General features: G+C 62.2%; 23 protein-coding genes. 12 read left to right on the top strand and 11 right to left on the bottom strand.

The annotated features are described in order from the left end of the window. The first annotated feature begins 85 nt into the window (after positions 1–85). Together FF124_RS04965 and FF124_RS04970 are read left to right on the top strand one after the other, a co-directional pair. Positions 86–2,164: a putative bifunctional diguanylate cyclase/phosphodiesterase gene (locus FF124_RS04965; protein WP_138747368.1), complete on the top strand. Its 2,079-nt coding sequence runs from the start codon at positions 86–88 to the stop codon at positions 2,162–2,164. A gap of 119 nt (positions 2,165–2,283) precedes the next feature. Beyond that, on the top strand, positions 2,284–2,667 hold the full coding sequence (locus FF124_RS04970) for a hypothetical protein (protein WP_138747369.1): 384 nt from the start codon (positions 2,284–2,286) through the stop codon (positions 2,665–2,667). A 359-nt stretch (positions 2,668–3,026) separates the two neighbouring features. Here the strand turns inward: FF124_RS04970 and FF124_RS04975 are convergent, their stop codons facing one another. The 6 genes from FF124_RS04975 to lgt all read right to left on the bottom strand — a co-directional run bounded on the left by FF124_RS04975 (position 3,027) and on the right by lgt (position 9,038). Continuing rightward, complete coding sequence (locus FF124_RS04975; RefSeq protein WP_138747370.1) at positions 3,027–3,959, bottom strand: ribose-phosphate pyrophosphokinase; 933 nt, start codon at positions 3,957–3,959, stop codon at positions 3,027–3,029. A gap of 138 nt (positions 3,960–4,097) precedes the next feature. After that, the gene (locus FF124_RS04980; RefSeq protein WP_138747371.1) at positions 4,098–4,937 is read right to left on the bottom strand and encodes a flagellar biosynthesis protein FlhF; all 840 of its coding nucleotides are present in this window, start codon (positions 4,935–4,937) and stop codon (positions 4,098–4,100) included. 91 nt (positions 4,938–5,028) lie between these two features. Next, positions 5,029–6,180 carry a M24 family metallopeptidase gene (locus FF124_RS04985; protein WP_138747372.1) on the bottom strand — a complete coding sequence of 384 codons (1,152 nt, stop codon included), beginning with the start codon at positions 6,178–6,180 and terminating at the stop codon, positions 5,029–5,031. A gap of 45 nt (positions 6,181–6,225) precedes the next feature. Next, entirely contained in the window at positions 6,226–7,044 is an 819-nt protein-coding gene (gene pgeF, locus FF124_RS04990; RefSeq protein ID WP_138747373.1) for a peptidoglycan editing factor PgeF, read from the bottom strand. Positions 7,045–7,098: 54 nt separating this feature from the next. Next, the gene (locus FF124_RS04995) at positions 7,099–8,199 is read right to left on the bottom strand and encodes a class I SAM-dependent methyltransferase (RefSeq protein ID WP_138747374.1); all 1,101 of its coding nucleotides are present in this window, start codon (positions 8,197–8,199) and stop codon (positions 7,099–7,101) included. Further along, entirely contained in the window at positions 8,196–9,038 is an 843-nt protein-coding gene (gene lgt / locus FF124_RS05000) for a prolipoprotein diacylglyceryl transferase (protein ID WP_187326819.1), read from the bottom strand. The genes FF124_RS04995 and lgt overlap by 4 nt, the downstream gene beginning before the upstream one ends. A 202-nt stretch (positions 9,039–9,240) precedes the next feature. On the opposite strand from lgt, the gene FF124_RS05005 reads away from it, so the two are divergent. The 4 genes from FF124_RS05005 (at position 9,241) to FF124_RS05020 (ending at position 11,577) form a co-directional block, all read left to right on the top strand. Next, a complete protein-coding gene (locus tag FF124_RS05005) occupies positions 9,241–9,504 on the top strand; it encodes an accessory factor UbiK family protein (RefSeq protein WP_138747375.1) in 264 nt (87 codons plus the stop codon). A 407-nt stretch (positions 9,505–9,911) separates the two neighbouring features. After that, complete coding sequence (locus FF124_RS05010; protein WP_138747376.1) at positions 9,912–10,412, top strand: type III secretion system chaperone family protein; 501 nt, start codon at positions 9,912–9,914, stop codon at positions 10,410–10,412. 1 nt (position 10,413) lies between these two features. After that, on the top strand, positions 10,414–11,235 hold the full coding sequence (gene proC, locus FF124_RS05015) for a pyrroline-5-carboxylate reductase (RefSeq protein WP_138747377.1): 822 nt from the start codon (positions 10,414–10,416) through the stop codon (positions 11,233–11,235). Then, positions 11,236–11,577, top strand: coding sequence for a tRNA-binding protein (locus FF124_RS05020; RefSeq protein ID WP_138747378.1), 342 nt, complete (start codon positions 11,236–11,238; stop codon positions 11,575–11,577). Positions 11,578–11,582: 5 nt separating this feature from the next. Here FF124_RS05020 and FF124_RS05025 read toward each other — a convergent pair whose 3' ends face one another. The 3 genes from FF124_RS05025 to FF124_RS05035 form a co-directional block, all read right to left on the bottom strand. After that, positions 11,583–12,947, bottom strand: a complete 1,365-nt coding sequence (locus FF124_RS05025; protein ID WP_138747419.1) for an ATP-binding protein — start codon at positions 12,945–12,947, stop codon at positions 11,583–11,585. Between the two features lie 81 nt (positions 12,948–13,028). Beyond that, positions 13,029–13,724: a response regulator gene (locus FF124_RS05030; RefSeq protein WP_138747379.1), complete on the bottom strand. Its 696-nt coding sequence runs from the start codon at positions 13,722–13,724 to the stop codon at positions 13,029–13,031. Further along, positions 13,721–14,275, bottom strand: a complete 555-nt coding sequence (locus FF124_RS05035) for a MarR family winged helix-turn-helix transcriptional regulator (RefSeq protein WP_138747380.1) — start codon at positions 14,273–14,275, stop codon at positions 13,721–13,723. Before FF124_RS05035 ends, FF124_RS05030 begins: the two co-directional genes overlap by 4 nt. A 126-nt stretch (positions 14,276–14,401) precedes the next feature. Here FF124_RS05035 and FF124_RS05040 point away from each other — a divergent pair, with 126 nt between their 5' ends. Beyond that, on the top strand, positions 14,402–15,049 hold the full coding sequence (locus FF124_RS05040) for an MBL fold metallo-hydrolase (RefSeq protein WP_138747381.1): 648 nt from the start codon (positions 14,402–14,404) through the stop codon (positions 15,047–15,049). A 9-nt stretch (positions 15,050–15,058) separates the two neighbouring features. Here the strand turns inward: FF124_RS05040 and purN are convergent, their stop codons facing one another. Together purN and purM are read right to left on the bottom strand one after the other, a co-directional pair. Next, positions 15,059–15,709: a phosphoribosylglycinamide formyltransferase gene (gene purN, locus FF124_RS05045; protein WP_138747382.1), complete on the bottom strand. Its 651-nt coding sequence runs from the start codon at positions 15,707–15,709 to the stop codon at positions 15,059–15,061. Continuing rightward, a complete protein-coding gene (gene purM, locus FF124_RS05050) occupies positions 15,706–16,779 on the bottom strand; it encodes a phosphoribosylformylglycinamidine cyclo-ligase (RefSeq protein ID WP_138747420.1) in 1,074 nt (357 codons plus the stop codon). The genes purN and purM overlap by 4 nt, the downstream gene beginning before the upstream one ends. Before the next feature lie 357 nt (positions 16,780–17,136). On the opposite strand from purM, the gene FF124_RS05055 reads away from it, so the two are divergent. The 5 genes from FF124_RS05055 (at position 17,137) to FF124_RS05075 (ending at position 23,771) form a co-directional block, all read left to right on the top strand. Next, positions 17,137–18,264, top strand: a complete 1,128-nt coding sequence (locus FF124_RS05055) for an AI-2E family transporter (protein WP_138747383.1) — start codon at positions 17,137–17,139, stop codon at positions 18,262–18,264. Between the two features lie 3 nt (positions 18,265–18,267). Next, positions 18,268–18,954 (top strand): DnaA regulatory inactivator HdaA, encoded by a 687-nt coding sequence (gene hdaA / locus FF124_RS05060; RefSeq protein WP_138747384.1) that lies wholly within the window; start codon positions 18,268–18,270, stop codon positions 18,952–18,954. Positions 18,955–19,138: 184 nt separating this feature from the next. Next, positions 19,139–21,325, top strand: coding sequence for an RNA degradosome polyphosphate kinase (locus tag FF124_RS05065; RefSeq protein ID WP_138747385.1), 2,187 nt, complete (start codon positions 19,139–19,141; stop codon positions 21,323–21,325). 11 nt (positions 21,326–21,336) lie between these two features. Beyond that, positions 21,337–22,857 carry an exopolyphosphatase gene (gene ppx, locus FF124_RS05070; RefSeq protein WP_138747386.1) on the top strand — a complete coding sequence of 507 codons (1,521 nt, stop codon included), beginning with the start codon at positions 21,337–21,339 and terminating at the stop codon, positions 22,855–22,857. Between the two features lie 113 nt (positions 22,858–22,970). Next, positions 22,971–23,771, top strand: coding sequence for a hypothetical protein (locus FF124_RS05075; RefSeq protein WP_138747387.1), 801 nt, complete (start codon positions 22,971–22,973; stop codon positions 23,769–23,771). The last annotated feature ends 231 nt before the right edge of the window (positions 23,772–24,002 follow it).

Genomic DNA, 24,002 nt, shown 5'->3' on the forward strand with positions numbered 1-24,002 from the left:
TTTTTTGCTGTTCCGGCCTAATCCAAAAGGTTACTAATACGCGTAGTGATGCTTTTTGCCAGGGAAACTCGCTCGAGAGGACCGTGTGGACGCGCTTATATCATGTCTTGCTGCCGGGCACACTAACCGCTCGATTGCGGCCGCTCTGTTCATCGCCATCGTGGGGTCCTATCTGGCGATAAGCATCGTCGGCCGCGTTCGCGCCCTGCCGCTGGCCCACTCCTGGATGTGGCTGATCCTGGCCGGCATCATCGGCGGTATGACCATCTGGTGCACGCATTTTGCCGCGATGCTCGGCTACAGGCTGGAGCTGCCGCACACCTTTGACCCGGTCCTGACCTTCCTTTCACTCGGATCTGCGATCGTCACCACGACGCTCGGCATGCTGATCGTCTGCAGCGGCGGCAAATCGCTGCTGGTTGAAGCCGGCGGCGTGGTCTTCGGGCTGGGCATCGTGCTGATGCATTTCATCGGCATGGCCGGCTTCAATGTCCCCGGACATTTCGTCTGGTCCACGGATTTTGTCGTGACCTCGCTCGTTCTGGGGGCGGTCATCGGCCTAATCTCCAGTTCCGCTGCCAACCGTATTCCCGGGCGGTGGAACATGGCGCTGGCCACCGTTCTGGTGGTTCTGGCGATTTTCGCCGTCCACATGGTCAGCCTTGCCGGCCTCACGGTCGTCCCCGACGGCACCATCCTGATGCCCGACAGCGGCTTGCAGCCGCAGACCATGACCTTCTTCACCGCGCAGGCGGCGGGCGTGGTGATCGTGCTCGGTCTCGGACTGCTGATGCTTGATGCAAAGAACCGCGAAATGGTCTCTTCGCAACTCCACCGCGCCAGCGCCCATGACGCGCTCACCGGGCTGCCGAACCGGCGTGCGCTGATCGAGGAATTGCAGCGGACGCTGGAGCAGGGCCGAAGCGATACGGCCTTTGCGCTCGGTTTCCTCGATATCAGTGGCTTCAAGGAAATCAATGTCGTGCACGGCAATGCCGCCGGCGACTATATTCTCGGAACCATCGCCCAGAAGATCATTGGAGTTCTGCCGGCCGATGCCTTCGTCGCGCGCGCCGGAAATGACGAGTTCGCGGTCCTGCTGCGCGGCTACCGGTATCGTCAGGATGTGTTGAAGATCTGCCGCCGGGTGATGAGCGAGATCGCGCAGCCCATCGAGTGGCAGGGCAAGAGGATCGAAATCGTCTTGCATGGCGGCTGCGCGCTCTCTCCGGGCGATGGCCGGATTGCCGATGAACTCGTGGCCAGGGTCGATGCCGCGCTCCAGCGGTCCAAGCGCGGCACGGCCGGGGCGCTTGCCTTCTACGATGAGGACCTGGACCATGGCGAGCGACAGATGAACGCCCTGGCGCTCGACATGCGTCGCGCGCTGGAGGACGGCGAGTTTCGGCTGTTCTACCAGCAGCAGCATCTGACGAATGATCGTTCGATCTTCGGTTTCGAGGTTCTGCTGCGCTGGTTTCACAAGGATCGCGGGCTGATCCCGCCTGACGATTTCATTCCTCTGGCCGAGAGGACCGGGTTCATCACCACGCTCGGAGAATGGGTGCTGCGCCAGGCCTGCGCGGACGCCGCCCGCTGGAAACAGCCTTACCAAGTCGGGGTCAATGTCGCCCCCCAGCAGCTCGCCGACCTGCATTTTCCCGAAAAGGTGGCCGATATCCTCCGCGAGACCGGATTTCCGGCAAACCGTCTGGAACTTGAATTTACCGAAAGCGGCATTGTCGAGAATGTCTATCGGGCCCACGAGACCTTCGCACGATTGAGGGCGCTTGGCGTCAAGATCGCCATGGATGATTTCGGTACGGGCTATTCGTCGCTGGCGACGCTGCAGCAGTTTCCCTTCAACAAGATCAAGATCGACCGGTCCTTCGTCTCCGGATTACCGGACGACGCGCTGTCAGCGGCGATCGTCCGCTCCACCGTCATCATCTCCAAAAGCCTTGGCTTGCGCGTGCTCGCCGAAGGGGTGGAAACCGAAGAACAGCTGGAATTCCTGCGGCGCGAAGGCTGTACGCGCGCCCAGGGGTACTACTTCGGCAAGCCGAAGCCGCGCGACGAGATCGAAATCATCGTCAATGACGACGGCGTCTTCGGCGCGCCGGAAACCGAAGCCGGGCAGGCAAAGGCGAAGAACACCATCTGACGGCGGTGAGCCCAAAAGCCTGCTCGGTTGCGGCGCCTGCTACGGTTGGCGGGAGGTGAGGCTTTCCTCAAGACATGCCCCTGCCTATGCTTGTTCCAACGGGATCGAAGGAGGGAACAATGACGCTCGGGGTCAAGGAGGCGCTGGATGCCTTTCAGGCGCAGAACAATGCTGCCGACAAGTTGTGGGCCTATTTTTCCGCCGTCAGCCTGGCCGTGGCTGGTTATGTCATCTCATACAGCAGCGGCGATGGCTTCAGCACGGCCCGTATTCTTGCCATTGCCGGCGCCTACGCAATCTTCTGCGTCAACAACAACATGGCGCTCGGCGCGGCGCAAAGCCTGCTGGTGAGCCTCGCCCAGGCGGCGCGCGACAGCGGCGGCGCCGGCGGGGTGCCGCTGGATATCAGGGTGCTGAGCTGCCGGGCCGTGCGTTGGGGGCAAGCCCTGATGGCCTGCGCCGTGATCATCGGCACACTGATCTTCGGTCGTGTCTTCGGCTAGAGCGCTTCAGACCGAAATGGAATCCGTTCTGTTTGCCCAAACCGGACATTCCACGCGAAGAAGCCCGCGCGGCATAGCCATAGCTATATCGAAGGGCTTCGACAAAGTGGAAGGCCGGTTTCGGCAAACCCGCAAGGGCGGCATGAATTTGCGCCATTACCGGCGACCTTCGGCTTGGACATAGCTACGGCTATGCCTTGCGCCAAAGCCCTTGGTTCTGGCGCAAATTCCTTGCCGCAGAACGATTCCATTTCGGTCTGAAGCGCTCTAGAGAATCGGGAGAACAAGTGGAACCCGGTTTTTCCATAACCCGATTGCGTAAAACAAAGAGATGAATCACCGCCCGGTGATCCAGAACGCTAGTCGAAAAGGCTCGAGACGGAGGATTCGTGGCTCGTCCTGTTGATCGCCTCGCCGATCAGCGCCGCCGTCGAAATCACGCGGATATTGCTGGCGGCAACCATTTCCCCGCGCGGCTGGATCGAGTCGGTGATCACCAGTTCCTCAAGCTTCGAGGAGCCGATGCGCTGGGCGGCGGCGCCGGAGAGGACGCCGTGGGTGATGTAGGCGGTCACCGAGAGCGCGCCATTGTTCAAAAGCGCTTCGGCGGCGTTGCAGAGCGTGCCGCCGGAATCGACGATATCGTCGATCAGGATGCACTCCTTGCCATCGACCTCGCCGATGATGTTCATCACCTCGGATTCGCCCGGACGTTCGCGCCGCTTGTCGACGATGGCGAGAAGACAGTCGAGCCGTTTGGCGAGCGCGCGGGCGCGCACAACGCCGCCGACATCGGGCGAAACCACCATGACGTTTTCGAGATTGCGCCGCGCCTTGATGTCGCGGGCCAGGATCGGCAGGGCATATAGATTGTCTGTCGGAATGTCGAAGAAGCCCTGGATCTGGCCGGCATGAAGATCAAGCGTCATCACGCGGTTGGCGCCGGCCTGGGTGATCAGGTTGGCGACGAGCTTGGCCGAGATCGGGGTGCGCGGGCCGGGCTTGCGGTCTTGCCTGGCATAGCCGAAATAGGGAAGGACCGCCGTGATGCGCCGCGCCGAGGAGCGCCGGAACGCATCGATCATGATCAGCAGTTCCATCAGGTGGTCATTGGTCGGAAAAGACGTCGACTGGACGACGAAAACGTCCTCGCCGCGCACGTTTTCCTGGATTTCCACGAAGATTTCCTGATCGGCGAACCGTCTGACGCTCGCCTTGCCCATCGGGACATTGAGATAATTGCAGATCGCTTCGGCAAGCTGTCGATTGGAATTGCCCGCGAAAACCTTCATGTCATACCGCCCGTTGCGTCTTCCTGCCCGCTTTTTAACCGGCTTGCCGGTGATTGCAAGGCGGTTGTTACGGTCTTGTGACGGTTTCAACCGACTTTCCCGTTTTTGCATCGGCCGCAGACCGGTGCGCCGATGGCCTTACCCCTGACTGTCGAGCCAGGCGAGGAGGCCCCCGACGGATTTCTGGCCGACATCGGCCATCATGTCAGGCGTCACCGCGTCCCAGGGATCGGCGCCGGAAAAGCCGCCTTTCGGCGCGGCTTCGCTGCCCTGGATGCGGTGCAGACGCAGGCCGTCCGTCCCGATGACGTCCCAGACATAGACGACGGAGACGTGTCCGTCCTCGTTGATGACCGAGAAATAGCCCTTGAGCGAGAGGTCGGCCGTCGTCTCGCCCGTCGGCACGATGGTGAGGCCTGCCGCCCGCACGCTGTCGCCGAGCCGGGCCGAAAGCGGCTCGAGCTTGTCGGACGGCGCGCCGATGATCGGCAGGAAGCGGACGGACTGGACGGCGGCCAGCGCTGCGGTCTGCTGCGGAGCGGCCGGTTCGGATGCCGCGGGGGCGGCGGCGGCCTGCCGCTGGGCGGCAGTAGCCGGGCTTTGGGCTGGTGCGGCCGTGATCTGGCGGGCAGCGCTTGCCGGTGCAGATGTCGCCTGTACCGGGGCCGTTGCGGCGGGCTGGTCAAGCTGTTCCGCCTGCTGGCCGAAAGTCGATGGCGCGCGGCCTCGTCCGGGCGTGGCGTCAAGCGTGGTGGCGGCGGCGGACGCTGTCGTCTGGCTGCCATAGGATGGCGCAGCCGGGGCGGCAAGATTTTGGCGGGCGACGTTTCCCTGCGGCGCGGCGGCGACCGGCGGCGGGGACTGCGTCGTCTGATAGGCTGGCGCGTTGACAGGCGCGGGCGGCGTTGACGACACCGTCATCACGTCGCTGGCGGAGCAGGCGGCAAGCAGGCCCGCAGCAATGAAAATGCTTGCCATCCGCATCATCTGACCACGCCCTTTCCGTTGAAAATACTTGCGATTTTCGGGAGAGGGCGCAGCCTTGTCAAACGCTCGCGGCGATCATGCTTTATTTTGTGTAAAGGTCGAGGCTGAGCCGGGAAAGCGGTTTGGGGTCGCCCTCGCCGGTCAGGTAGGTCCGGCCGAGGGTCATCGCCGTTCCGCTGTCTGAATCCATGATGATGATGTGCACGAACAGCGACATGGAGGGCAGGATCGGGTTCGGGTTTCCGGCATGGAACATCTGGTGCTCCATCCAGGACGGCGCGAACCGCGCGCCGAGCGAATAGCCGCAGGCATTCAGCCGATGGCGCGACAGGCCGCGGGCATCCATGATCTCCGCATGCTTGTCGAAGATATCGCCGAAACTGTGGCCCGGCCGCAGCAATTGTTCGATTGCCTCGAGCGCCGCTTTCGCCGCGCCGAACAGCGCGTGGTGGCGGTCGCTTGGCTCGCCGATCACCAGCGTGCGCATGGCCGCGACGTGATACTGTCCGGATACGCCGGCCCATTCGAGCGTCAACTGGTCGTTTTCCGAGAGCTTGCGCCGGCCCGATTTGGCGCGGCACAAAAGCGCGCTCTCGCCCGAGCCGATGACGAAGTTGTTGGCCGGATAGTCGCCGCCGCCGGCAAGCACCGCGCCCTGCATGGCCGCAAGGATTTCCGCCTCGTCGGCGCCGGGCTTGATCAGCGGCAGGGCCGCGTCAAAGGCATCGTCGCACAGCGTTGCGGCCTTCTCGATGAAGGTGATTTCGGCCGGGCTCTTGATCAGGCGCAGATTGGAGACGAGGTAGGAGGCATCTTCAAGCTGGCAGAAGGTCGAGAGCTGCTGGTCGAGCAGATGGGCGGAGCGCCCGGTCATGCCGTGGGTATCGTATTCGACGCCGATGCGGCAGCCGAGCAGGTCGAGATCGGCGAGCATTTCCTTCAGGTCGCGGCTCGGGTCCGTCTGACCGCGATCGACCCAGATGCGGATATCGGAGATATTGGAGGTCTGGCGCGCCTGGCGAACATCGGCCGAGCGGGTTAAAAGCGTCATCTTGCCGTCAGCCGTCACCGCAAGGCATTGGAAGAAGACGAAACCGAACGTGTCGTAGCCCGTCAGCCAGTACATGCTCTCCTGCGCGAACAGAAGCACGGCATCGAGCTTCTTGGCTGCCATCGCGCTCTTCAGCCGTGCCAGCCTGTCGGCATATTCCTCGTTGTCAAAGATCAGCGCCATATCTGTCTCCCCGGGCGTGCTGGGCACGCGATTGACGTTTCGGGCTTATGAAGCCGCTATCGAGATCGCCGAGATCTGGCGGCCGTAATCCGGCTCGCCGCGATGGGTTGAACGGCGATAGGAAAAGAAGTCCTGCTCGTTCTCATAGGTGCATTGGCCCATGATGTCGTGCGCAATACCCGCACGGTCAAGCCGGAGGCCGATGAAGCCAGCGAGATCGAACAGGGCGTGGCCTTCCTTTCCGGAAGGCGAAAAGAAGCGGGAAAAGACCTTGTCTTCCTCGGTGAAGCGAGCGACGAATTCCGGCCCGACCTCGTAGGCGCGCCTTCCGATTGACGGCCCAAGGCATGCGCCGATCGCCTCGCGGCGCGCGCCGAGCTTCATCATCGCCGCAAGGGTTGCCTCGAGAACGCCGCCGAGCGCGCCGCGCCAGCCCGCATGGGCGGCGCCGATGACGCCGGCAGTCGGATCGGCAAACAGAACCGGGCCGCAATCGGCAGTCAGCACGCCAAGGACGAGGCCCGGCGTTTTCGTCACCAGGGCGTCGGCGCGCGGCCGCTCGCCGGCAAACGGTGCGTCCACGGCAATCGCGTCGGCCGAATGGCACTGATGGAGATTGACGAGACGGGAGACGTCTTCACCGAACCAGCCGGCGACGCGCGCGCGGTTTTCCGCAACGTCTTCGGGCCGGTCGTCGGAGCCTGCACCGCAGTTAAGGCTCTCGTAAATGCCGGAGGAAACGCCGCCCCGGCGTGTGAAGAAGCCGTGACGTAACGCCGTTCCGGCAAGCCGCGCGGATAGCAGCGGGCTTTGGACCGGGGCAAGGGCGTCGTCGCTCTCGGCTCTCTGGCCGGACTGGGGCATGGTGTTATCCTGTCTCGCCTTTTGGCGGATGGTGGTGCGCGCGAAGCGTATTTGTCAATCCTCGCCGTCAAAGGGAGTGAGCGGCAAGGCTTGGTGAGTAATGCACAATACCTTGAAAAGGTTGCCCATTTCATTCTCCCCCTCGCCGGCAAGCCGGCGGGCGGCCGCGACGATCTGCTGCTGGGTGGCGAGATCCTTGCCCCGACCGAGGGCGGAGGCGCGGGGCCCGAGCCCGAGCCCGGCGAGAAAAGCGCCCTGCATCATCATCTTGTGGACATGAAGCCCTTCCTGAAGCGCGGCTGCGGCGAGAGCGGCAAAATCCACATGGCTCGTCAGGTCCGCCTCACCCGGATGAGCAAGCGGCGGATCGAAAGCGTGGTTGCGGATTGCCTGCAGCGTATCGCCGAAACCGCTTTCGAGGTGGCCGTAATCAATGATCAGCGCGCTGCCGCCGGTTCCCTTCAACCGCTCGGCGAGCCGCGCCATCAACGCTTCGCGCGCTGGCGCGGTCTCGAAGATTGCACCGTCGGGCTGTGCCTGCCAGGCCGGCGGAAGGGAGGCCGGATCGAGCTTTGCCGGCGATACGCCGAAGCAAAGTGCGCCGTCATCGTCGAGCGTGACCACGCGCTCGAACAGACCTGAATGCGCCTTGACGAACTGGCGCGTGGCGATGGCATCGAAAAGCTCATTGGCGACGAACAGGGTGAAGCCTTCCCGCGCTTCGGCAAGGTCATCGACCCAGCCGATCTTTCCGCAGTGCCGCGCAAGCGTCTCGGCCTGGCGCGCCCGCAGGGCAGGGCTCGTCTCCATGAGGACGACGGAAAGCCCGGAATAGAACTCCGGCGTGAGCTTCGAGATGACATTCAGGATGTCCGCCATCATCGTGCCGCGACCCGGTCCGCCCTCAATCAGCACTGTTTCCGGCGGGCAGCCGTGGCGCTGCCAGGCCTGGACCAGGAAAATGCCGATGAGTTCACCGAAGAGCTGGGAAATTTCCGGCGCCGTGGTGAAATCGCCGGCGCGCCCCAGCGGGTCGCGGGTGATGTAGTAGCCATGTTCGGGATCGGCCAGACACAGGTTGAAATAGGTGCTGACCGGCATCGGTCCGCCGGTCTCGATCATCGCCCGGATCTTTTCGCCAAGCGGGGTGGTCACGACGGTTTTTCCGCGCCGTTGCGCCTTGCCATGCGGCCGGAATTCCAGATGCCCCAGAGGCCGATGAGCAGCATCGGCGTGGACAGCACCATGCCCATGGTCAGCCAGCCGCCGAAAAGATAACCAAGCTGCGGGTCCGGCTCGCGGAAGAATTCGACGAAAATGCGGGACAAGGCGTAAAGGCAGATGAACAGGCTGGCCGTCAGGCCCGGACGTTTCAGCGTGCGGAAGGCCTGAGTCGCGACAAACAGGATGATGAGCGTCACAAGGCCTTCCAGGCCTGCCTCATAGAGCTGGCTCGGGTGGCGCGGCAGCGGGCCGGCGCCTGGGAAGACCATGGCCCAGGGCACGTCGCTTGCCCGTCCCCAGAGTTCGGCATTGATGAAATTGGCGATCCGGCCGAAAAACAGGCCGACCGGCGTTACCGTCGCGATCAGATCGAGCAGCGACCAGGTCCTGATGCCATGCTTGCGCGAGAAGGCGATCATCACCGCGATCATGCCGATCAGGCCGCCATGGAAGGACATACCGCCGTCCCAGACCTTGAAGATCGTCAGCGGATGGGAAAGGAAGAAGCCGGGGGCGTAAAACAGCGCATAGCCAAGCCTGCCGCCGATGATGATGCCCAGCACCGACCAGGTGATGAAGTCGTCGAGCCGCGTCAGCGTCATCGGCTGCCTGTCGCCGGGCCAGAGTTCCTCGTTCTTCAACAGCCAGCGGGCATAGAGCCAGCCGAGCAAGATGCCCGCGACATAGGCTAGTCCGTACCAGTGGACCTGCAGTGGGCCGAGGCGAACCGCCACCGGATCGATGGCGGGGAAGGGCATGGCGGCAAGCATGATATGGTCTGGCAGCAAGGCGTGGTTTCCTCTATGATCGGCGGGAAGATGGCGACATAATCCCGTCCGGTCAAGCTGGACCGGCTCGGGGGCGCGTGCACATTCGCAGCGATCGGACTTGCACCTTCGGGCGAGGCCCACTACTTCCAGGGGAAAGCACCGGCAGGCGGTGCGTTCCGGCATTTTCCAAGGAGATACCGACATGACATCCGGCACCACGCGCATCCTCGATGATCTGGCCAAACTGATGACCGATGCCGCGGGCTCGGTTCAAAGCGCCGGCAAGGATCTCGAAACGGCGGTCAAGGCGCAGGTCGAACGCTGGCTGAACAGCATGGACGTCGTGCAGCGCGAGGAGTTCGACGCTGTGCGCGACATGGCGATCAAGGCCCGCGACGAGAATGACGCGCTTCGCGCCCGCATTGACGCGCTCGAGGCAAAGCTGAACGAGAAGGCCGGGGAATAGCCAGGCTTTTCCACGCTCTCGACTGACAGAAAATCGGAAGAGCAGGCCCCGCGATGGCCTGCTTTTTTTGTGAATTAGGCCAGCGCTGTCATCTGCCCTGGTCGCGCCGATGTCCGAAAACGGTGTTTGCGCACCCTTCCTGCACGTTCCCCCCAAAAAAAATCCAGCCTGTGGACATGGTTAAAAAAGGCAATTCACTGAATCATTTAGGTCTTGCCCCTGAATCAAATTCACAACGCGAAAGCGGCGGATGACGGCAAAGCCGCGGTCTGGGGGCTGGCGTTGGCCAATGCGCGTTATACACTGATTTTAATAGATGATTCGAAATTAAACCCGGTGGGTGCATCGCGGGGAGGCTGGCCGAGTGATGGCCGGAACCGGAAGCGATCGACCGGAAAAGGTGGTTCATGGGTCTTGGTCTTTTGGAAATTGAACGTCTGAACAATCCGGTCGACATGATCGAATTCGTGGCCTCCACGAATGACTGGAGTTTCGAGCGTTCGGGCGAGGACGAGATCGCGATGACGGTCGGCGGCCGTTGGGCCGACTATCACGTCTCCTTCTCGTGGATGAGCCAGCATGAGGCGCTGCACCTTGCCTGCGCCTTCGACTTGCGCGTGCCCGACCACCGGGCAACGGAGCTCGTGCGCCTGCTCTCAAGGGTCAATTCCCAGGTTCTGATGGGCCATTTCGATTTCTGGCCGCATGAGAACGTGGTGGTCTTCCGCCATTCGCTGCTTCTGGCGGGCGGCGCGGAGCCGACCAACCAGCAGGTCGAGGGCACGCTTTCCAACGGGCTTGATGCGTGCGAGAATTACTTCCAGGCCTTCCAGTTCGTCGTCTGGTCCGGCATGTCTGCCGAAGACGCGATGAAGGCGGTGATGTTCGAAACGGTTGGAGAGGCCTGAAATGGCGGATCTCGGCGAGATCGAAGAACTGGTGCTGGTCGGCGCCGGCAATATGGGCGGGGCGATGCTGTCGGGCTGGGTCGCAGGCGGCGTGCGCCGCGAGGCGATCACGGTGATCGATCCAAACCCTTCCAACAGCATCAAAAGCCTTCTGGATCGCAGCGGCATCCGCCATCATGTGGCGCCGCCGGACAACATCAAGGCCAAAATACTGGTTCTCGCCGTCAAGCCGCAGGTCATGTATGCCGTGCTCGACACGCTGGCCCCGGTGATCGATGAGAACACGCTTGTCATCTCGGTCGCCGCCGGCAAGACGCTCACCTATTTCGAGGAGCGGCTCGGAAAGCTGGCGATGATCCGCACCATTCCCAACACGCCCTCCATGGTCGGTCGCGGCGTCATTGGCGCCTTTGCCAATGGCCTCGTCACCGAGGTCGGACGCGAAAAGGCGGACACGCTTCTTTCAGCCGTCGGTCAGGTCGAGTGGGTGGAAAAGGAAGCCGATATCGACGCCGTCACGGCGATTTCGGGCAGTGGTCCGGCCTATGCCTTCTATCTGGTCGAGTGCATGGCCGAGGCCGGCCGCAAGCTCGGGCTCGACGAAGAGCTTGCGATGCGGCTTGCGCGCGGAACGGTGATCGGCGCGGGTGCGCTGATGGACGGCTCGAAGGATGACGCCGGCACGTTGCGCAAGAATGTCACGTCGCCCGGCGGCACGACGGCGGCAGCGCTCGAACAGCTGATGGCCGAGGACGGCCTGCAGCCGGTCTTTGACCGGGCGCTGGAAGCCGCCTGCAACCGATCACGCGAACTGGCAGGCTGAATGACAGACGAGATTACCTTTGACGATTTCCTGAAGGTCGATATCCGTGCCGGAACGATCATCGAGGCGGAGACCTTTCCGCAGGCCCGCAAGCCGGCTTACAAGCTGAAGATCGATTTCGGCGCTGACATTGGCGTAAAAAAATCCTCCGCTCAGATCACCGTGCATTATACCCCGGAAAGCCTCGTCGGACGGCAGGTGATGGCGGTGGTCAATTTCCCGCCGCGTCAGATCGGGCCCTTCCGCTCGGAAGTGCTGACGCTGGGCATGGCCGACGCTAATGGCGACATCGTGCTGGCGGCAATCGACAAGCCGGTCGAAAACGGCGCGAAGCTTCACTGAACAATTCAGCACGGAATGTGGATGGTTGCCCTGAGCCCGCCGAGCGGGCTTTCCGAGAGCACCACATTGCCGCCGTGTCCGCGCGCGATGTCGCGGGCAATGGCAAGGCCAAGGCCGGTGCCGGAAGAATCGAGGTTGCGGGCATTGTCGAGCCTCAGGAACGGCTTGAACACTTCCTCGCGCATGTCCGGGGCAATGCCCGGCCCATCGTCGTCAAAGGAGATCGTCAGCCATTTATCGCCGTGCTCGGCGGTGATTTCGAGCCGGTTTGCGTGGCGCTTGGCGTTTGAAGCCAGGTTGGCGACGAGCCGCGCGAAAGCGTTGGGCCGCACGGTCACCGCATCATCGCCGACGATGACGTAGTCCAGCGACTTTCCGGACAGTTCGAAATCCTCCTGCTGGCGCTTGAACAGGGCAGTAAGGCTTGCCGTGCCGGTGGTTTCCTCGGCATCGCCGCGGGCAAAGTCGATATAGCCCTCCAGCATTTTCTGCATCTCCTCGATATCCTGGTTGAGCGCCTCGACCTCGGGACTGTCGCCGATCAGGGCAAGCTGCAGCTTGAACCGCGTCAGAATGGTGCGCAGGTCGTGGCTGACGCCGTTCAGCATGGTGGTGCGCTGCTCGATCTGCCGCTCAATGCGCTCGCGCATGAGGATGAAGGCAAGGCCGGCGCGGCGGATCTCGATGGCGCCGCGCGGGGTGAAGGGGCGCGAGGAACGGTGCCCCTTGCCGAAGTCATCCGCCGCCTGGGTGAGCCTGAGGATCGGCCGGATCTGGCCGCGCAGGAACAGCGTGGCAATGCCGATCAGCACCAGCGAGGTGCCGACCATCCACAGAATGAAGATATGCGTGTTCGACGCATAGGTCATCGAGCGGCGGGCGAAGATCCGCAATATGCCGTCATCGAGCTTGATGCGGATTTCGACGAAGCGCGAATCGCCGAGCGTGTCGATCCAGAAGGGGCGGCCGATCTTGGCCGAGATCAGCTCCGCCAGAACCTGGTCCAGAAGGCCGAAAAAGGGTTTCGGCAGGGGCGGCGGCAGCTTGCCGCCGGGCTCGATGGCGACCCTCAGCCCCATGTCGCGCGCGGCGATGGACACGATCTCGTCCTCATAGTCCGGATCTGTCGTGTCGATCAGGTCGATGATGGCGGCGATATCACCGGTCACCGCGTCGGCAAGGCGATGGGTGACCATCTGCCAGTGTCGCTCCATGAACACCGTCGCGACGACGGCCTGAAGCAGCAGCATCGGGATGATGATGATCAGCAGCGAGCGGGCAAAGAGCCCGCGGGGCAGGCGGTGATGCGTCCAGCGGGCCACGGTCTTGTAGGCGTAGTAGAGATGCCTGAGCCCCGGCAGCCGGACCACGGCGCGAAACGCAGCGTGCAGGCTGTCGGCCACTTTCTCACAGGCCTCTTTCAGGCTTTGGCTGAGCTGTCTCAAGGCCCGTTATTCCCGGTTCAGACGATAGCCGATGCCGCGCACCGTCTGCAGGTAGCGCGGGTTCGCCGGATCACTCTCGATCTTGCGCCGCAGTCGGTTGATCTGCACGTCGATCGTGCGCTCGTTGATCTCGGCGTCTGAGCTGACGAGATCATAGCGCGCGACGGTCTCGCCGGCCTTTTGCGCCAGCATCGACATGATGTCCTGCTCCCGCTCGGTGAGCCGGATCGGCGTTGCGCCCTTCTTCAACTCGCGGCGGGCGAGCGAGAACGTGTAGGGGCCGAACATGATCTGCTCGATCGCCGGCGTCTTCGGCGCCTGGGCGCGGCGCAGGATATTGCTGATCCTCAGCAGAAGCTCGCGCGGCTCGAAGGGCTTGGGGAGATAGTCGTCCGCGCCGGCCTCGAGGCCTTCGATGCGGGCGTCCGCCTCGGCCCTGGCGGTCAAGAGCAGTACCGGGATCGGGCGGACCTTGCTCAGGTCGCGGGTCAGCGACACGCCGTCCTCGCCCGGCATCATCACGTCGAGCACCAAAAGGTCGAAATCGAGGCCCTCGAGCTTGCGCCGCGCCTCGGCCGCATCTCCGGCAGTCGAGACCCGATAGCCCTGTTCGCCGAGATAGCGCTTCAGAAGCGTGCGGATGCGGGTGTCGTCGTCGACGATCAGAAGGTGGGGCGCGTCGTCTGCGATATCCCTGGTCATGGGTTTTCTCCGTCATGGGCGGAGAGCAGGGCGCCGCACAGCGCCGCGGGGTCGTCATTGCACATCCGCGCTAGGAAGGCCTTCACGCAACTGCGGGCGTTGCCGTCGAGGCCGCCAAAGGCTTTCTCGATGCGTTCGAGCTGTGGCGCGAGTAGTTCCTGGCGCAGGCTCTCGCCTTTCTCCGACAGGAACAGCCGGCGCTGGCGGCGATCGTCCGGCCCCGTCGTCTGGCGCACATAGCCGGCATCGATCAGTTGCTTGAGAACCCGGGCAAGGCTCTGTTTGGTAATGCTGAGCGTCTCCAGCAGGTCGGCAACGCTCATGCCCGGCCGGCTGCCGACGAAATGGACCACGCGGTGATGGGCCCGCCCAAAACCGATCTCGTCGAGAATTGCGTCCGGATCGGAGATGAAATCGCGGTAGGCGAAGAACAGGAGCTCGACAATCTCGAACGCCGCCTCGCCGTCATTGCGGGCGGGCTCGGCCGGATCCTCTCTTCTTATCGCTTCGCTCTTCGGCACGGAGCCTTGCGTCCTTTCGCCGTTTTGCATTTCCCGGCGGCTTGGGGTTTTGCAATCAAATCAAGTCTGACATAGGTGTTGCAATAGGTTTAGTGCGGTTCACCGCGAAATGGAAGACGCGGCGGACGATCGGCAAACGGGAGAGACATTCAGACCATGGCACAGCTTCAGGCCGGGATCATTCCCGTCACCCCCTTGCAGCAGAACTGCACCGTGCTGTTCGATCTGGAAAGCCGCGAAGGCGTGCTGGTCGATCCGGGCGGCGATGCGGAGGTGATCATCCAGACGGTCGAGGAAAACGGCATCAAGCTGCAGGCGATCTGGCTGACTCACGGCCATCTCGACCATGCCGGCGGTGCGATGGAGATGAAGGAACAGCTCGGGCTTGAGATCATCGGCCCACACGAAGACGACAAGCCGATCCTCGAGACGATCGAGCAGAGCGCGGAGCGTTTCGGCATGACCGGCATGGTCCGCAACGCCTATCCCGACCGGTTCCTGAGCGAGGGCGAGGTGCTCAGCTTCGGCGAGCATGAATTCGAGGTGTTCCACACGCCCGGCCATTCGCCGGGCCATGTGATCTTCTTCAACCGCCGCCAGAAATTCGCCCATGTCGGCGATGTGCTGTTTCACGGTTCGATCGGCCGCACCGACCTTCCGGGCGGCGATCATCAGACCCTCCTGAATTCAATCCGGAACAAGCTTCTGCCGCTCGGCGATGATGTCGGCTTCATCTGCGGCCACGGCCCCGGCGGGCGCATCGGCGAGGAACGGCGCACCAATCCGTTCATTCAGGGGCTTTGAGAGGGCCTGCTAGCCTGAAACGATCGTCTGATCCGTTTCGAAACCGGCGTCATCGGAAAAGACGGCTTCGCCCGCCTCCATCCGCACACCGCCTTCGGCGAGCCGACGCAGAGCCGCCGGATAAAGCCGATGCTCGACGGTCAGGATGCGGGCGGCGAGGCTTTCCGCGTCGTCTCCCGGCAGGACCGGGACGGCGGCCTGTCCGATGATCGGGCCTTCATCCATGCCTTCGGTGACGAAGTGGACCGTGCAGCCAGCAAGCCGCATGCCGGCGTCGATGGCGCGCTGGTGGGTGTTGAGGCCCGGAAAAAGCGGCAACAGCGAGGGGTGGATATTGATGATCCTGCCCTCATAGGCGCGGATGAAATCGGCCGAGAGCAACCGCATGAATCCGGCAAGGCAGATGAAATCCGGTTTCACCTCGGCGAGCAGGTCCAGCATGGCCCGCTCATGCGCGGCCTTGCTGTCGTAATCCTTGCGGGCGAGGGCATGGGCCGGAATGCCGAGCGTGCGGGCCTTTTCCAGCCCTTTCGCGTCCGGCTTGTCGGAGATCACGGCGACGATCTCGGCGGGAAAGTCATCCGCTTGCGCCGCCTCTGAGAGCCGCACCATGTTCGAGCCGCTTCCCGAGATGAAAACGGCGACGCGCTTCTTCGTCATAGGTTGATCATGCCCTGGTAGACCGTTCCCGCCATGTCTTCGCCGCGGGCAATGATGCGGCCGAGGGCAAAGGCTGTCTCGCCCTCGCGCGTCAGAACCTCGAGAACGGCATCCATATCCTCAGCCTTGCACACGCCGATCATGCCGACGCCGCAGTTGAAGGTGCGCATCATTTCCGCAGGCGCGACGCCGCCGGCGCGCGCCAGCCAGGAGAAGACGGACGGCACGGTGATTGCTTCGAGGTCGATCTCGGCCGACAAGGTTTTCGGCAGGACGCGCGGAATGTTTTCCGGGAAACCGCCGCCGGTGATATGGGCCAACGCCTTGACGGCGCCCGTCTCGCGGATGGCGGCGAGAAGCGGCTTTACATAGATGCGGGTCGGCTCAAGCAGCGCTTCGCCGAGCGTCTTGCCCGGCGCGAAGGGGGCCGGAGCCTGCCAGCCGAGACCGTTCATCTCTGCAACGCGGCGGACCAGTGAAAAACCGTTGGAATGCACGCCGGACGAGGCAAGGCCGAAGATCACATCGCCTTCCTCGAGGTTTGCCGCCGGCAGAAGCCCGCCGCGTTCGGCTGCCCCAACGGCGAAACCGGCGAGATCGTAGTCGCCCTTGGCATACATGCCCGGCATTTCCGCTGTCTCGCCGCCGATCAGCGCGCAGCCGGCCTGACGGCAGCCCTCGGCGATGCCCTCGACGATGGTGGCGCCCTCCTCCGGGTCGAGCGCGCCGGTGGCGAAATAATCGAGGAAGAACAGCGGCTCCGCGCCCTGGACCACCAGATCGTTGACGCACATGGCGACCAGATCGATGCCGACCGTGTCATGCTTGGCCGCCTCGATGGCGATCTTCAGCTTGGTGCCGACGCCGTCATTGGCGGCGACCAGAACGGGATCGGTAAAACCGGCGGCCTTCAGGTCGAACAACCCGCCAAAGCCGCCGATCTCGCTGTCGGCGCCGGGCCGGCGCGTCGATTTCACGGCTGGCTTGATCTTCTCGACCAGAAGATTGCCCGCATCGATATCGACGCCGGCATCGGAATAGGTCAGTCCGTTCTTGCGGGTTTCGCTCATCTTACGGGTGTCGCTCATGGGGCCAGTCCTCATGCCAATTCGAAACGAGGGCATTGCACGGGTCGTTGCCCGATGCAAGCGGCTAGGCCGGGCGCCCTTTGGGATATCGACAATAAAGCCAGTTGTTGAAGTCCGAAATCAAGCTTTTCGGGGCGTCTTGCCTCAGTGGATATCGGGGAGGGGACTGTTTCCCCCCATTCTTCGGCCTTGACGCTGCAGCCGCAATGCCCAACAAACAAAGCGCGCCGGTAATCCCTGAATTGTCCGAGACAGGGTTCCGGCCGGACGAGGTTTGATCAACAGGAACGGCAATCGCTTTTTCGACGACCGAGCATTGCCTGCGACGGAGTGTGGTGAATGACGAGACGCATCAGCGGCGCAGGCCTTCGAAGACAGGTCATTTTCTGGCTCCTGTTCGCCGCCTTCGTGGCGCTCTTTCTTTATGTGTTCCGCAGCATTCTCTTGCCCTTCGTGGCGGGCATGGCGCTTGCCTATTTCCTTGATCCGGTCGCCGACCGGCTGGAAAAGATCGGCATGAACCGGCTGTGGGCAACAACCACGATCATGCTGACCTTCCTGATCGTCGTCATCGCGGTCCTGCTGCTCATCATTCCGCTTCTGGTTTCGCAGGCCTCCGAGGTGGTCCAGCAATTCCCGAAATATATCGCTGCGCTGGAGCACTATGTACAGACGACGCAATTGAGCAAGCTGGTGGATTGGGCGAACGGCCAGCTGACCGATCTCAGCGAAAATGTCGGGAAGATGCTGTCAGGCGGCGCCTCCATCGCCGGCTCGCTGTTCGGCAGCATCTGGAGCTCGTCGATGGCCGTCGTCAACGTCGTCTCCTTCGTGGTGCTGGCGCCGGTGATCGCCTTTTACCTCCTGCTCGACTGGGACCGGATGGTCGCCAAGGTCGACCAGTGGATTCCGCGCGGCCAGGTCGACGACGTGCGCTATCTCGCCCGCGAGATCAACAGCGTGATTTCGGGCTTCGTGCGCGGGCAGGGCTCACTCTGCCTGATCCTCGGCGTCTATTATGCCGTGGCGCTCAGCCTTGCCGGGCTCAATTTTGGCGCGCTGATCGGGCTTTTCGCCGGTTTCGTCAGCTTCATTCCCTATCTTGGCTCCACATCCGGCCTCGTGTTGTCCATGGGGGTTGCCATGTTCCAGTTCTGGCCGGATTTCTGGATGATCGCGCTGGTCTTCGGCATCTATCTGTTCGGCCAGTTCCTGGAAGGCAACATCCTGCAGCCGAAACTTGTCGGCGGCAGCGTGCGGCTTCATCCGGTCTGGCTGATGTTTGCCCTGTTTGCCTTCAGCGTGCTGTTCGGCTTTGTCGGCCTGCTCGTTGCCGTGCCGGTGGCCGCCGCCGTCGGCGTGCTGGTGCGCTTTGCCATCGACCGCTATCTCACCAGCGATCTCTACTGGGACGGGATCGAGCACCACACCGACGAGCCAACGCCGGTGAAGGAAGAAGAAGGCTGAGCCGTGGCCAGGAAGACCGAAACCGTTCAGCTGCCGCTGGCCCTTGGCCATGATCCCGTCGCGGACCGGGAGCACCTTCTCGTCTCGGCCTCGATCGCGCCCGCCGTCGATCTCGTCGACCGCTGGCCGGACTGGCGCGGGCCGATGGTCGTGCTGGTCGGCCCGCCGGGTTCGGGAAAGAGCCACCTTGCCACCATCTGGAGGGGGATGAGCCAGGCGCGGGACGTGACCGACAATCTGCGCAACGGCCGGCCCGTGCCCTATCGTCAGGGCGCCTTCCTGTTCGAGGACGCCGACCGCGCGGGTTTTGACGAGACGGCGCTTTTTCATCTGATCAACACGGTGCGCCAGAACGGCGGTAGCCTGCTGATCACCGCGCGTGACCTACCCGGCCTCTGGCCCGTTGCGCTTGCCGATCTGCGCTCGCGGCTGCTGGCGGCGACCGTGGTCGAAATCGGCGCGCCGGACGATCAACTTCTCGAGCAGGTCATCTTCAAGCTGTTCGCCGACCGGCAACTTGAGGTGGATTCTCGCGTCGTGTCCTACCTTGTCTCGCGCATGGAGCGGTCGCTGGACAGCGCCTGCCAGATCGTCGATGAGATCGACCGGCTCGCGCTTTCGCGCGGGCGGCGGATTACGCGCGCACTGGCCGCCGAGGTTCTTGCCCGGCGCGAAAATGCAACAGTGTAAACGGCTCGTCATCGCACCTGCGAAAAACGCAAGCGCGTGCTTGCAAGCGCCTGTAAACTGCGCAACTCTGGCCGCCTGTCACAGTTTCGTTGCCAAATTCGGATAGTCCGGCAGGAAGAGCGGGCTCGCCGATGCGGCCCGCCGCAAATCGTGTCCAGGCCTATGAGAGGGAAGAGCTGAAATCATGGAAAATCTGTCGTCGCATATGGATGGTGCAAGCGATCTCAACGGTGCCGAGGACCTGAGCCGGAGCCCGGAGCGGTTCATCAACCGTGAGTTTTCCTGGCTTCAGTTCAACCGGCGGGTTCTGGAGGAAACGCTCAATCCGGCCCATCCGTTGTTAGAGCGCGTCCGATTCCTGTCGATTTCGGCGGCCAATCTCGACGAGTTCTTCATGGTGCGTGTCGCTGGTCTCGAGGGCCAGGTGCGCCAGGGCGTTACCATGCTGTCTGCCGACGGCAAGACGCCGGCCGAGCAGCTTTCCGATATCCTGCGCGAAATCGACAACCTTCAGATGGAGCAGCAGGCAGCCCTTGCCGTGCTGCAGCAATATATGGCGAATGAAGGCGTCATGATTATCAGGCCGACCGTGCTGACGGATGAGGACCGTGCCTGGCTGACCAATGAATTCGAGCAGGGCATCTTCCCGGTCCTGACGCCGCTCTCCATCGATCCGGCCCATCCCTTCCCCTTCATTCCCAATCTCGGCTTTTCCATGGGGCTGCAGCTTGTCAGCCGTCACGGTCGCGAGCCGATGAATGCGCTGCTGCGCCTGCCGCCCTCCATGAACCGGTTCGTGCGCATGCCGGATCTTGACGGCGCGATCCGCTACATCACGCTGGAAGATGTGATCGGCATGTTCATCCACCGGCTTTATCCGGGCTACGAAGTGCAGGGCCACGGCACCTTCCGCGTCATCCGCGACAGCGATATCGAGCTTGAGGAAGAGGCCGAAGATCTTGTGCGTTATTTTGAGACGGCGCTGAAGCAGCGTCGGCGCGGTTCGGTGATCCGCATCGAGACCGACTCGGAAATGCCGGCGTCGCTGCGCCATTTCGTCATCCACGAGCTCGGCGTGCCGGAAGATCGCGTTGCCGTTCTGCCGGGCCTTCTGGCGCTCAACACGCTGTCGGAAATTACCAAGGCGCCGCGTCCCGACCTTCTGTTCAAGTCCTTCAACCCGCGCTTCCCAGAGCGCGTGCGCGAGCATGTCGGCGACAGTTTCGCCGCGATCCGCGAGAAGGATTTCGTCGTTCACCACCCTTACGAATCCTTCGATGTGGTCGTCCAGTTCCTGATCCAGGCGGCCCGCGACCCGAATGTGCTCGCCATCAAGCAGACGCTTTACCGCACCTCGAACGACAGCCCGATCGTGCGCGCGCTGATCGATGCGGCGGAGGCCGGCAAGTCGGTGACCGCACTTGTGGAGCTGAAAGCGCGCTTCGACGAGGAAGCGAACATCCGTTGGGCGCGGGACCTTGAACGCGCAGGCGTTCAGGTTGTCTTCGGCTTCATCGAGCTGAAGACCCATGCAAAGCTGTCCATGGTGGTGCGCCGCGAGGATGGCAACCTCAGAACCTATTGCCATATGGGCACCGGCAACTACCATCCGATCACCGCCAAGATCTATACCGACCTGTCCTATTTCACCTGCGATCCGAAGATCGCCCATGACGTGGCGGAAGTGTTCAACTTCATCACCGGTTATGGCGAGCTCGAGCAGAACATGAAGCTGGCCGTTTCGCCGAAGACCATGCGCCCGCGCATCCTCCAGCATATCGAGGAGGAGATTGAGCACGTCAGGAACGGCCTGCCGGGCGCAATCTGGATGAAGATGAACTCGCTCGTCGACCCGAAGATCATCGATGCGCTCTACCGCGCCAGCGGCGAGGGCGTGCAGATCGATCTCGTGGTGCGCGGCATCTGCTGCCTGCGTCCGCAGGTGCCGGGACTTTCGGAAAATATCCGGGTCAAGTCGATCGTCGGTCGCTTCCTCGAACATTCCCGCATCTACTGCTTCGGCAACGGCCACGGCCTCCCGTCGGAAAACGCGCATGTCTATGTCGGCTCGGCCGATCTGATGCCGCGCAATCTCGACAGGCGCGTGGAAACCATCGTGCCGCTGACCAATCCGACTGTGCATGAGCAGGTGCTTTCGCAGATCATGCTGGGCAATATCATTGACAACCAGCAGAGCTACGAGATACTGCCCGACGGAACCTCGCGACGGGTGGAGCCGCGCGAGGGTGAGGAACCGTTCAACGCGCAGGAGTACTTCATGACCAATCCGAGCCTTTCCGGCCGTGGTGAAGCCCTGAAGTCGAGTGCGCCGAAGCTCATCGCCGGGCTGTTGTCCGGCCACAATAAATAAGCCGGTAATTTATGGTCGAATCAGAAGCACAGGGGCGCCTTCCGGGCATCAACCCTGTCTCCGTGGTCGATATCGGGTCAAACTCGGTTCGCATCGTCATCTATGAGGGCCTGTCGCGCGCGCCGACGGTGCTTTTCAACGAGAAGGTTCTCTGCGGCCTCGGGCGCGGCATCGCCGCTACCGGCAAGATGAACGAGGAAGGGGTCGAGCGCGCGCTCCGCGCGCTCAAGCGCTTCAAGGCCCTTGCCGTTCAGGCCCGTTCCGTCACCATGCACGTGCTTGCGACGGCGGCGGCCCGCGAGGCCGAGAACGGTCCGGCTTTCATCGCCGCTGCCGAAGAAATCCTCGGCCAGGAAATCCGCGTTCTGACGGGGCGCGAGGAGGCGCTTTATTCCGCCTACGGCATCATCAGCGGCTTCTATCAGCCCGACGGTATCGCCGGCGACCTCGGCGGCGGCTCACTCGAACTCATCGATATCAAGGACAAGACCTATGGCGACGGCATCACCCTGCCGCTCGGCGGTATCCGGTTGTCCGAATTGTCGGAAGGCTCGCTGACAAAGGCGCGCAATTTCGCCAAGAAACAGGTCAAGAAGGTGGGCTTCCTCGAAAAGGGACGCGGCCGCACCTTTTATGCCGTCGGCGGCACTTGGCGTAACATCGCCCGCCTGCACATGGAAATGACCGGCTATCCGCTGACCATGATGCAGGGCTACGAGATCGGCTATGAGGAGATGATGTCTTTCCTCGACCGGATCGGCGAGGACGAGGAACAGAAGGACCCGGCCTGGCAGGCCGTTTCCAAGAATCGCCGCATGCTTCTCCCCTTCGGCGCCATCGCCATGCGCGAGGTGCTGAGCATCATGGAACCGAAGTCGATCTGTTTTTCCGCGCAAGGGGTGCGCGAGGGGCTGCTGTATTCGCTGCTCAGCAGCGAGGATCAGCAGCAGGACCCGCTTCTGGTTGCGGCCCGGCAGCTGGCGCTGTTGCGCGCGCGTTCTCCCAAGCACGCCGCTGAGATTGCCGCCTGGACCGGTCTGATGCTGCGCCGTTTCGGCATCGAGGAAACGCCGGAGGAGGCGCGCTACCGGCAGGCCGCCTGTCTTCTGGCCGATATCAGCTGGCGCGCCCATCCCGATTTTCGCGGGCCGCAATCGCTGAACGTGATCGCGCATTCCTCGCTGACGGGCATTACCCATCCCGGCCGCGCCTTTATCGCGCTTGCGAACTACTACCGCTTCGAGGGCCTGCGCGACGACGACCACACCAATGGTCTCGGCACCATCGCCACGCCGGAGCTGATCGAACGCGCCAAACTGCTGGGCGGGCTGCTGCGCGTCGCCTATCTGTTCTCCGCCTCGATGCCGGGCATTGTCGGCGCGCTCGATTTCCTCCCCGGCAAGGACAGCAATGTCGACCTCGAACTGGTGGTGCCGGCCCAATATGCCGATTTCATCGGCGAACGCGTCGAAGGCCGCATGCAGCAGCTTTCCAAGCTCACCGGCAAGAATTTGGGCATCGCGACGGTGTGAGTTCTCTCTCGTCAGAACGGCCGCTCTCAAGGTGTCTTCATCAAGACCGGGTTGCTTTTTGCAGCGTCTTTGCCTCAGATCATAAGGGAAAATACATCTGAGGTTGTAGAGCGTTGGGCAAGGTATTCAGAAGGCTAGGATTCGCCGGTTTGATACTGCTTCCGGTATGGGGCATCAAAGACAATACGACCGCGCTGAGCATAACGGTCACTGTTTTCCTGGGCTTAGGAGTCATGATTGCTTCCGTTTTTCAGGCTGCGCGACCAGATGCAGAAAAGAAGGAAGCGGAACCGGGCGCCTACGTTAAGAAACAGGGAGCTCGAGCGGCGTCGCTTTTGCTGCTTTTTTGGTGGCCAGCAGTGACTATTGCCGTTGCGGCAACCCACACCACATTGCGTCTTCCATTTGTTAACAAGACAAAACAGGCCGTTGTCTACCTGGGTGAATTCCTCTTTCCATCAGTACGGCGGCTCGGAACTATCGACTATCCACCTGAAATTATTCTTCAAGGCCAAGTCGTCACTTCAGCGTTTTTGCTGGCTGCCTTGGCAAGCAGCGTGGTTGTGTTTTTCTATGTTCTATATTTGCCAGTTGACGAATTTGCTGCCAATGTAAATCACTATCGTCAACGCGGACGCAGTATGCGAAGCTGGCATGTTTTTTTTATACTGATCGTTCTTCTCTTAATGTCTGCCTCTGTCTATTTCGGCTGGGGCGGATTTGATCCAGACATAGTCGATGATCCGTATTTTAAATCCAGAAACTGCGTGTACGAGGCTTATTGCTACATTTGGGTTGGAGGTTTTACACTTTTTTATTCGGCGATGGCAAAGGCTGTTGTCTTTATGGGCGGCGTGGGAGTTATCCCATACTCAATAGTTTATTTTAAAGCGGCTCCCTTCCTCAAGGACTGACGTCGCTCTAGCCTCCGAGGCTTACGGTTTCTCATCGTCCTCTCGCCGCTTGCAATATAAACCCAACGGGATCGCCCGAATGGAGAATATGAAACATCGCCGGGCACACTAGGCGGTGTGGACGGATTGCCGCAGTTTGAAGAAATGGGATTCCCCGGCTGAGCGTTGTCTGATTCATGGGATGTCGACTGATTGGAGGTCGACATGAGCACGAAGATGACAGAGGACGAC

Source organism: Martelella lutilitoris, from assembly GCF_005924265.1.
Classification (GTDB): Bacteria; Pseudomonadota; Alphaproteobacteria; order Rhizobiales; family Rhizobiaceae; genus Martelella; species Martelella lutilitoris.

What these genes read in the sequence shown, in the direction of transcription:
- FF124_RS05020 (WP_138747378.1), top strand. Translation starts at nt 11,236, where the DNA reads ATGACAGACGAGATTACCTTTGACGATTTCCTGAAGGTCGATATCCGT.
- pgeF (WP_138747373.1), bottom strand. Translation starts at nt 7,044, where the DNA reads ATGCCCCAGTCCGGCCAGAGAGCCGAGAGCGACGACGCCCTTGCCCCG.
- FF124_RS04985 (WP_138747372.1), bottom strand. Translation starts at nt 6,180, where the DNA reads ATGGCGCTGATCTTTGACAACGAGGAATATGCCGACAGGCTGGCACGG.
- proC (WP_138747377.1), top strand. Translation starts at nt 10,414, where the DNA reads ATGGCGGATCTCGGCGAGATCGAAGAACTGGTGCTGGTCGGCGCCGGC.
- FF124_RS05035 (WP_138747380.1), bottom strand. Translation starts at nt 14,275, where the DNA reads ATGCAAAACGGCGAAAGGACGCAAGGCTCCGTGCCGAAGAGCGAAGCG.
- FF124_RS05005 (WP_138747375.1), top strand. Translation starts at nt 9,241, where the DNA reads ATGACATCCGGCACCACGCGCATCCTCGATGATCTGGCCAAACTGATG.
- ppx (WP_138747386.1), top strand. Translation starts at nt 21,337, where the DNA reads ATGGTCGAATCAGAAGCACAGGGGCGCCTTCCGGGCATCAACCCTGTC.
- purM (WP_138747420.1), bottom strand. Translation starts at nt 16,779, where the DNA reads ATGAGCGAAACCCGCAAGAACGGACTGACCTATTCCGATGCCGGCGTC.
- FF124_RS05055 (WP_138747383.1), top strand. Translation starts at nt 17,137, where the DNA reads ATGACGAGACGCATCAGCGGCGCAGGCCTTCGAAGACAGGTCATTTTC.
- FF124_RS05065 (WP_138747385.1), top strand. Translation starts at nt 19,139, where the DNA reads ATGGAAAATCTGTCGTCGCATATGGATGGTGCAAGCGATCTCAACGGT.
- lgt (WP_187326819.1), bottom strand. Translation starts at nt 9,038, where the DNA reads ATGCTTGCCGCCATGCCCTTCCCCGCCATCGATCCGGTGGCGGTTCGC.
- FF124_RS05040 (WP_138747381.1), top strand. Translation starts at nt 14,402, where the DNA reads ATGGCACAGCTTCAGGCCGGGATCATTCCCGTCACCCCCTTGCAGCAG.
- FF124_RS04970 (WP_138747369.1), top strand. Translation starts at nt 2,284, where the DNA reads ATGACGCTCGGGGTCAAGGAGGCGCTGGATGCCTTTCAGGCGCAGAAC.
- FF124_RS05030 (WP_138747379.1), bottom strand. Translation starts at nt 13,724, where the DNA reads ATGACCAGGGATATCGCAGACGACGCGCCCCACCTTCTGATCGTCGAC.
- FF124_RS05010 (WP_138747376.1), top strand. Translation starts at nt 9,912, where the DNA reads ATGGGTCTTGGTCTTTTGGAAATTGAACGTCTGAACAATCCGGTCGAC.
- purN (WP_138747382.1), bottom strand. Translation starts at nt 15,709, where the DNA reads ATGACGAAGAAGCGCGTCGCCGTTTTCATCTCGGGAAGCGGCTCGAAC.
- FF124_RS04980 (WP_138747371.1), bottom strand. Translation starts at nt 4,937, where the DNA reads ATGGCAAGCATTTTCATTGCTGCGGGCCTGCTTGCCGCCTGCTCCGCC.
- FF124_RS04975 (WP_138747370.1), bottom strand. Translation starts at nt 3,959, where the DNA reads ATGAAGGTTTTCGCGGGCAATTCCAATCGACAGCTTGCCGAAGCGATC.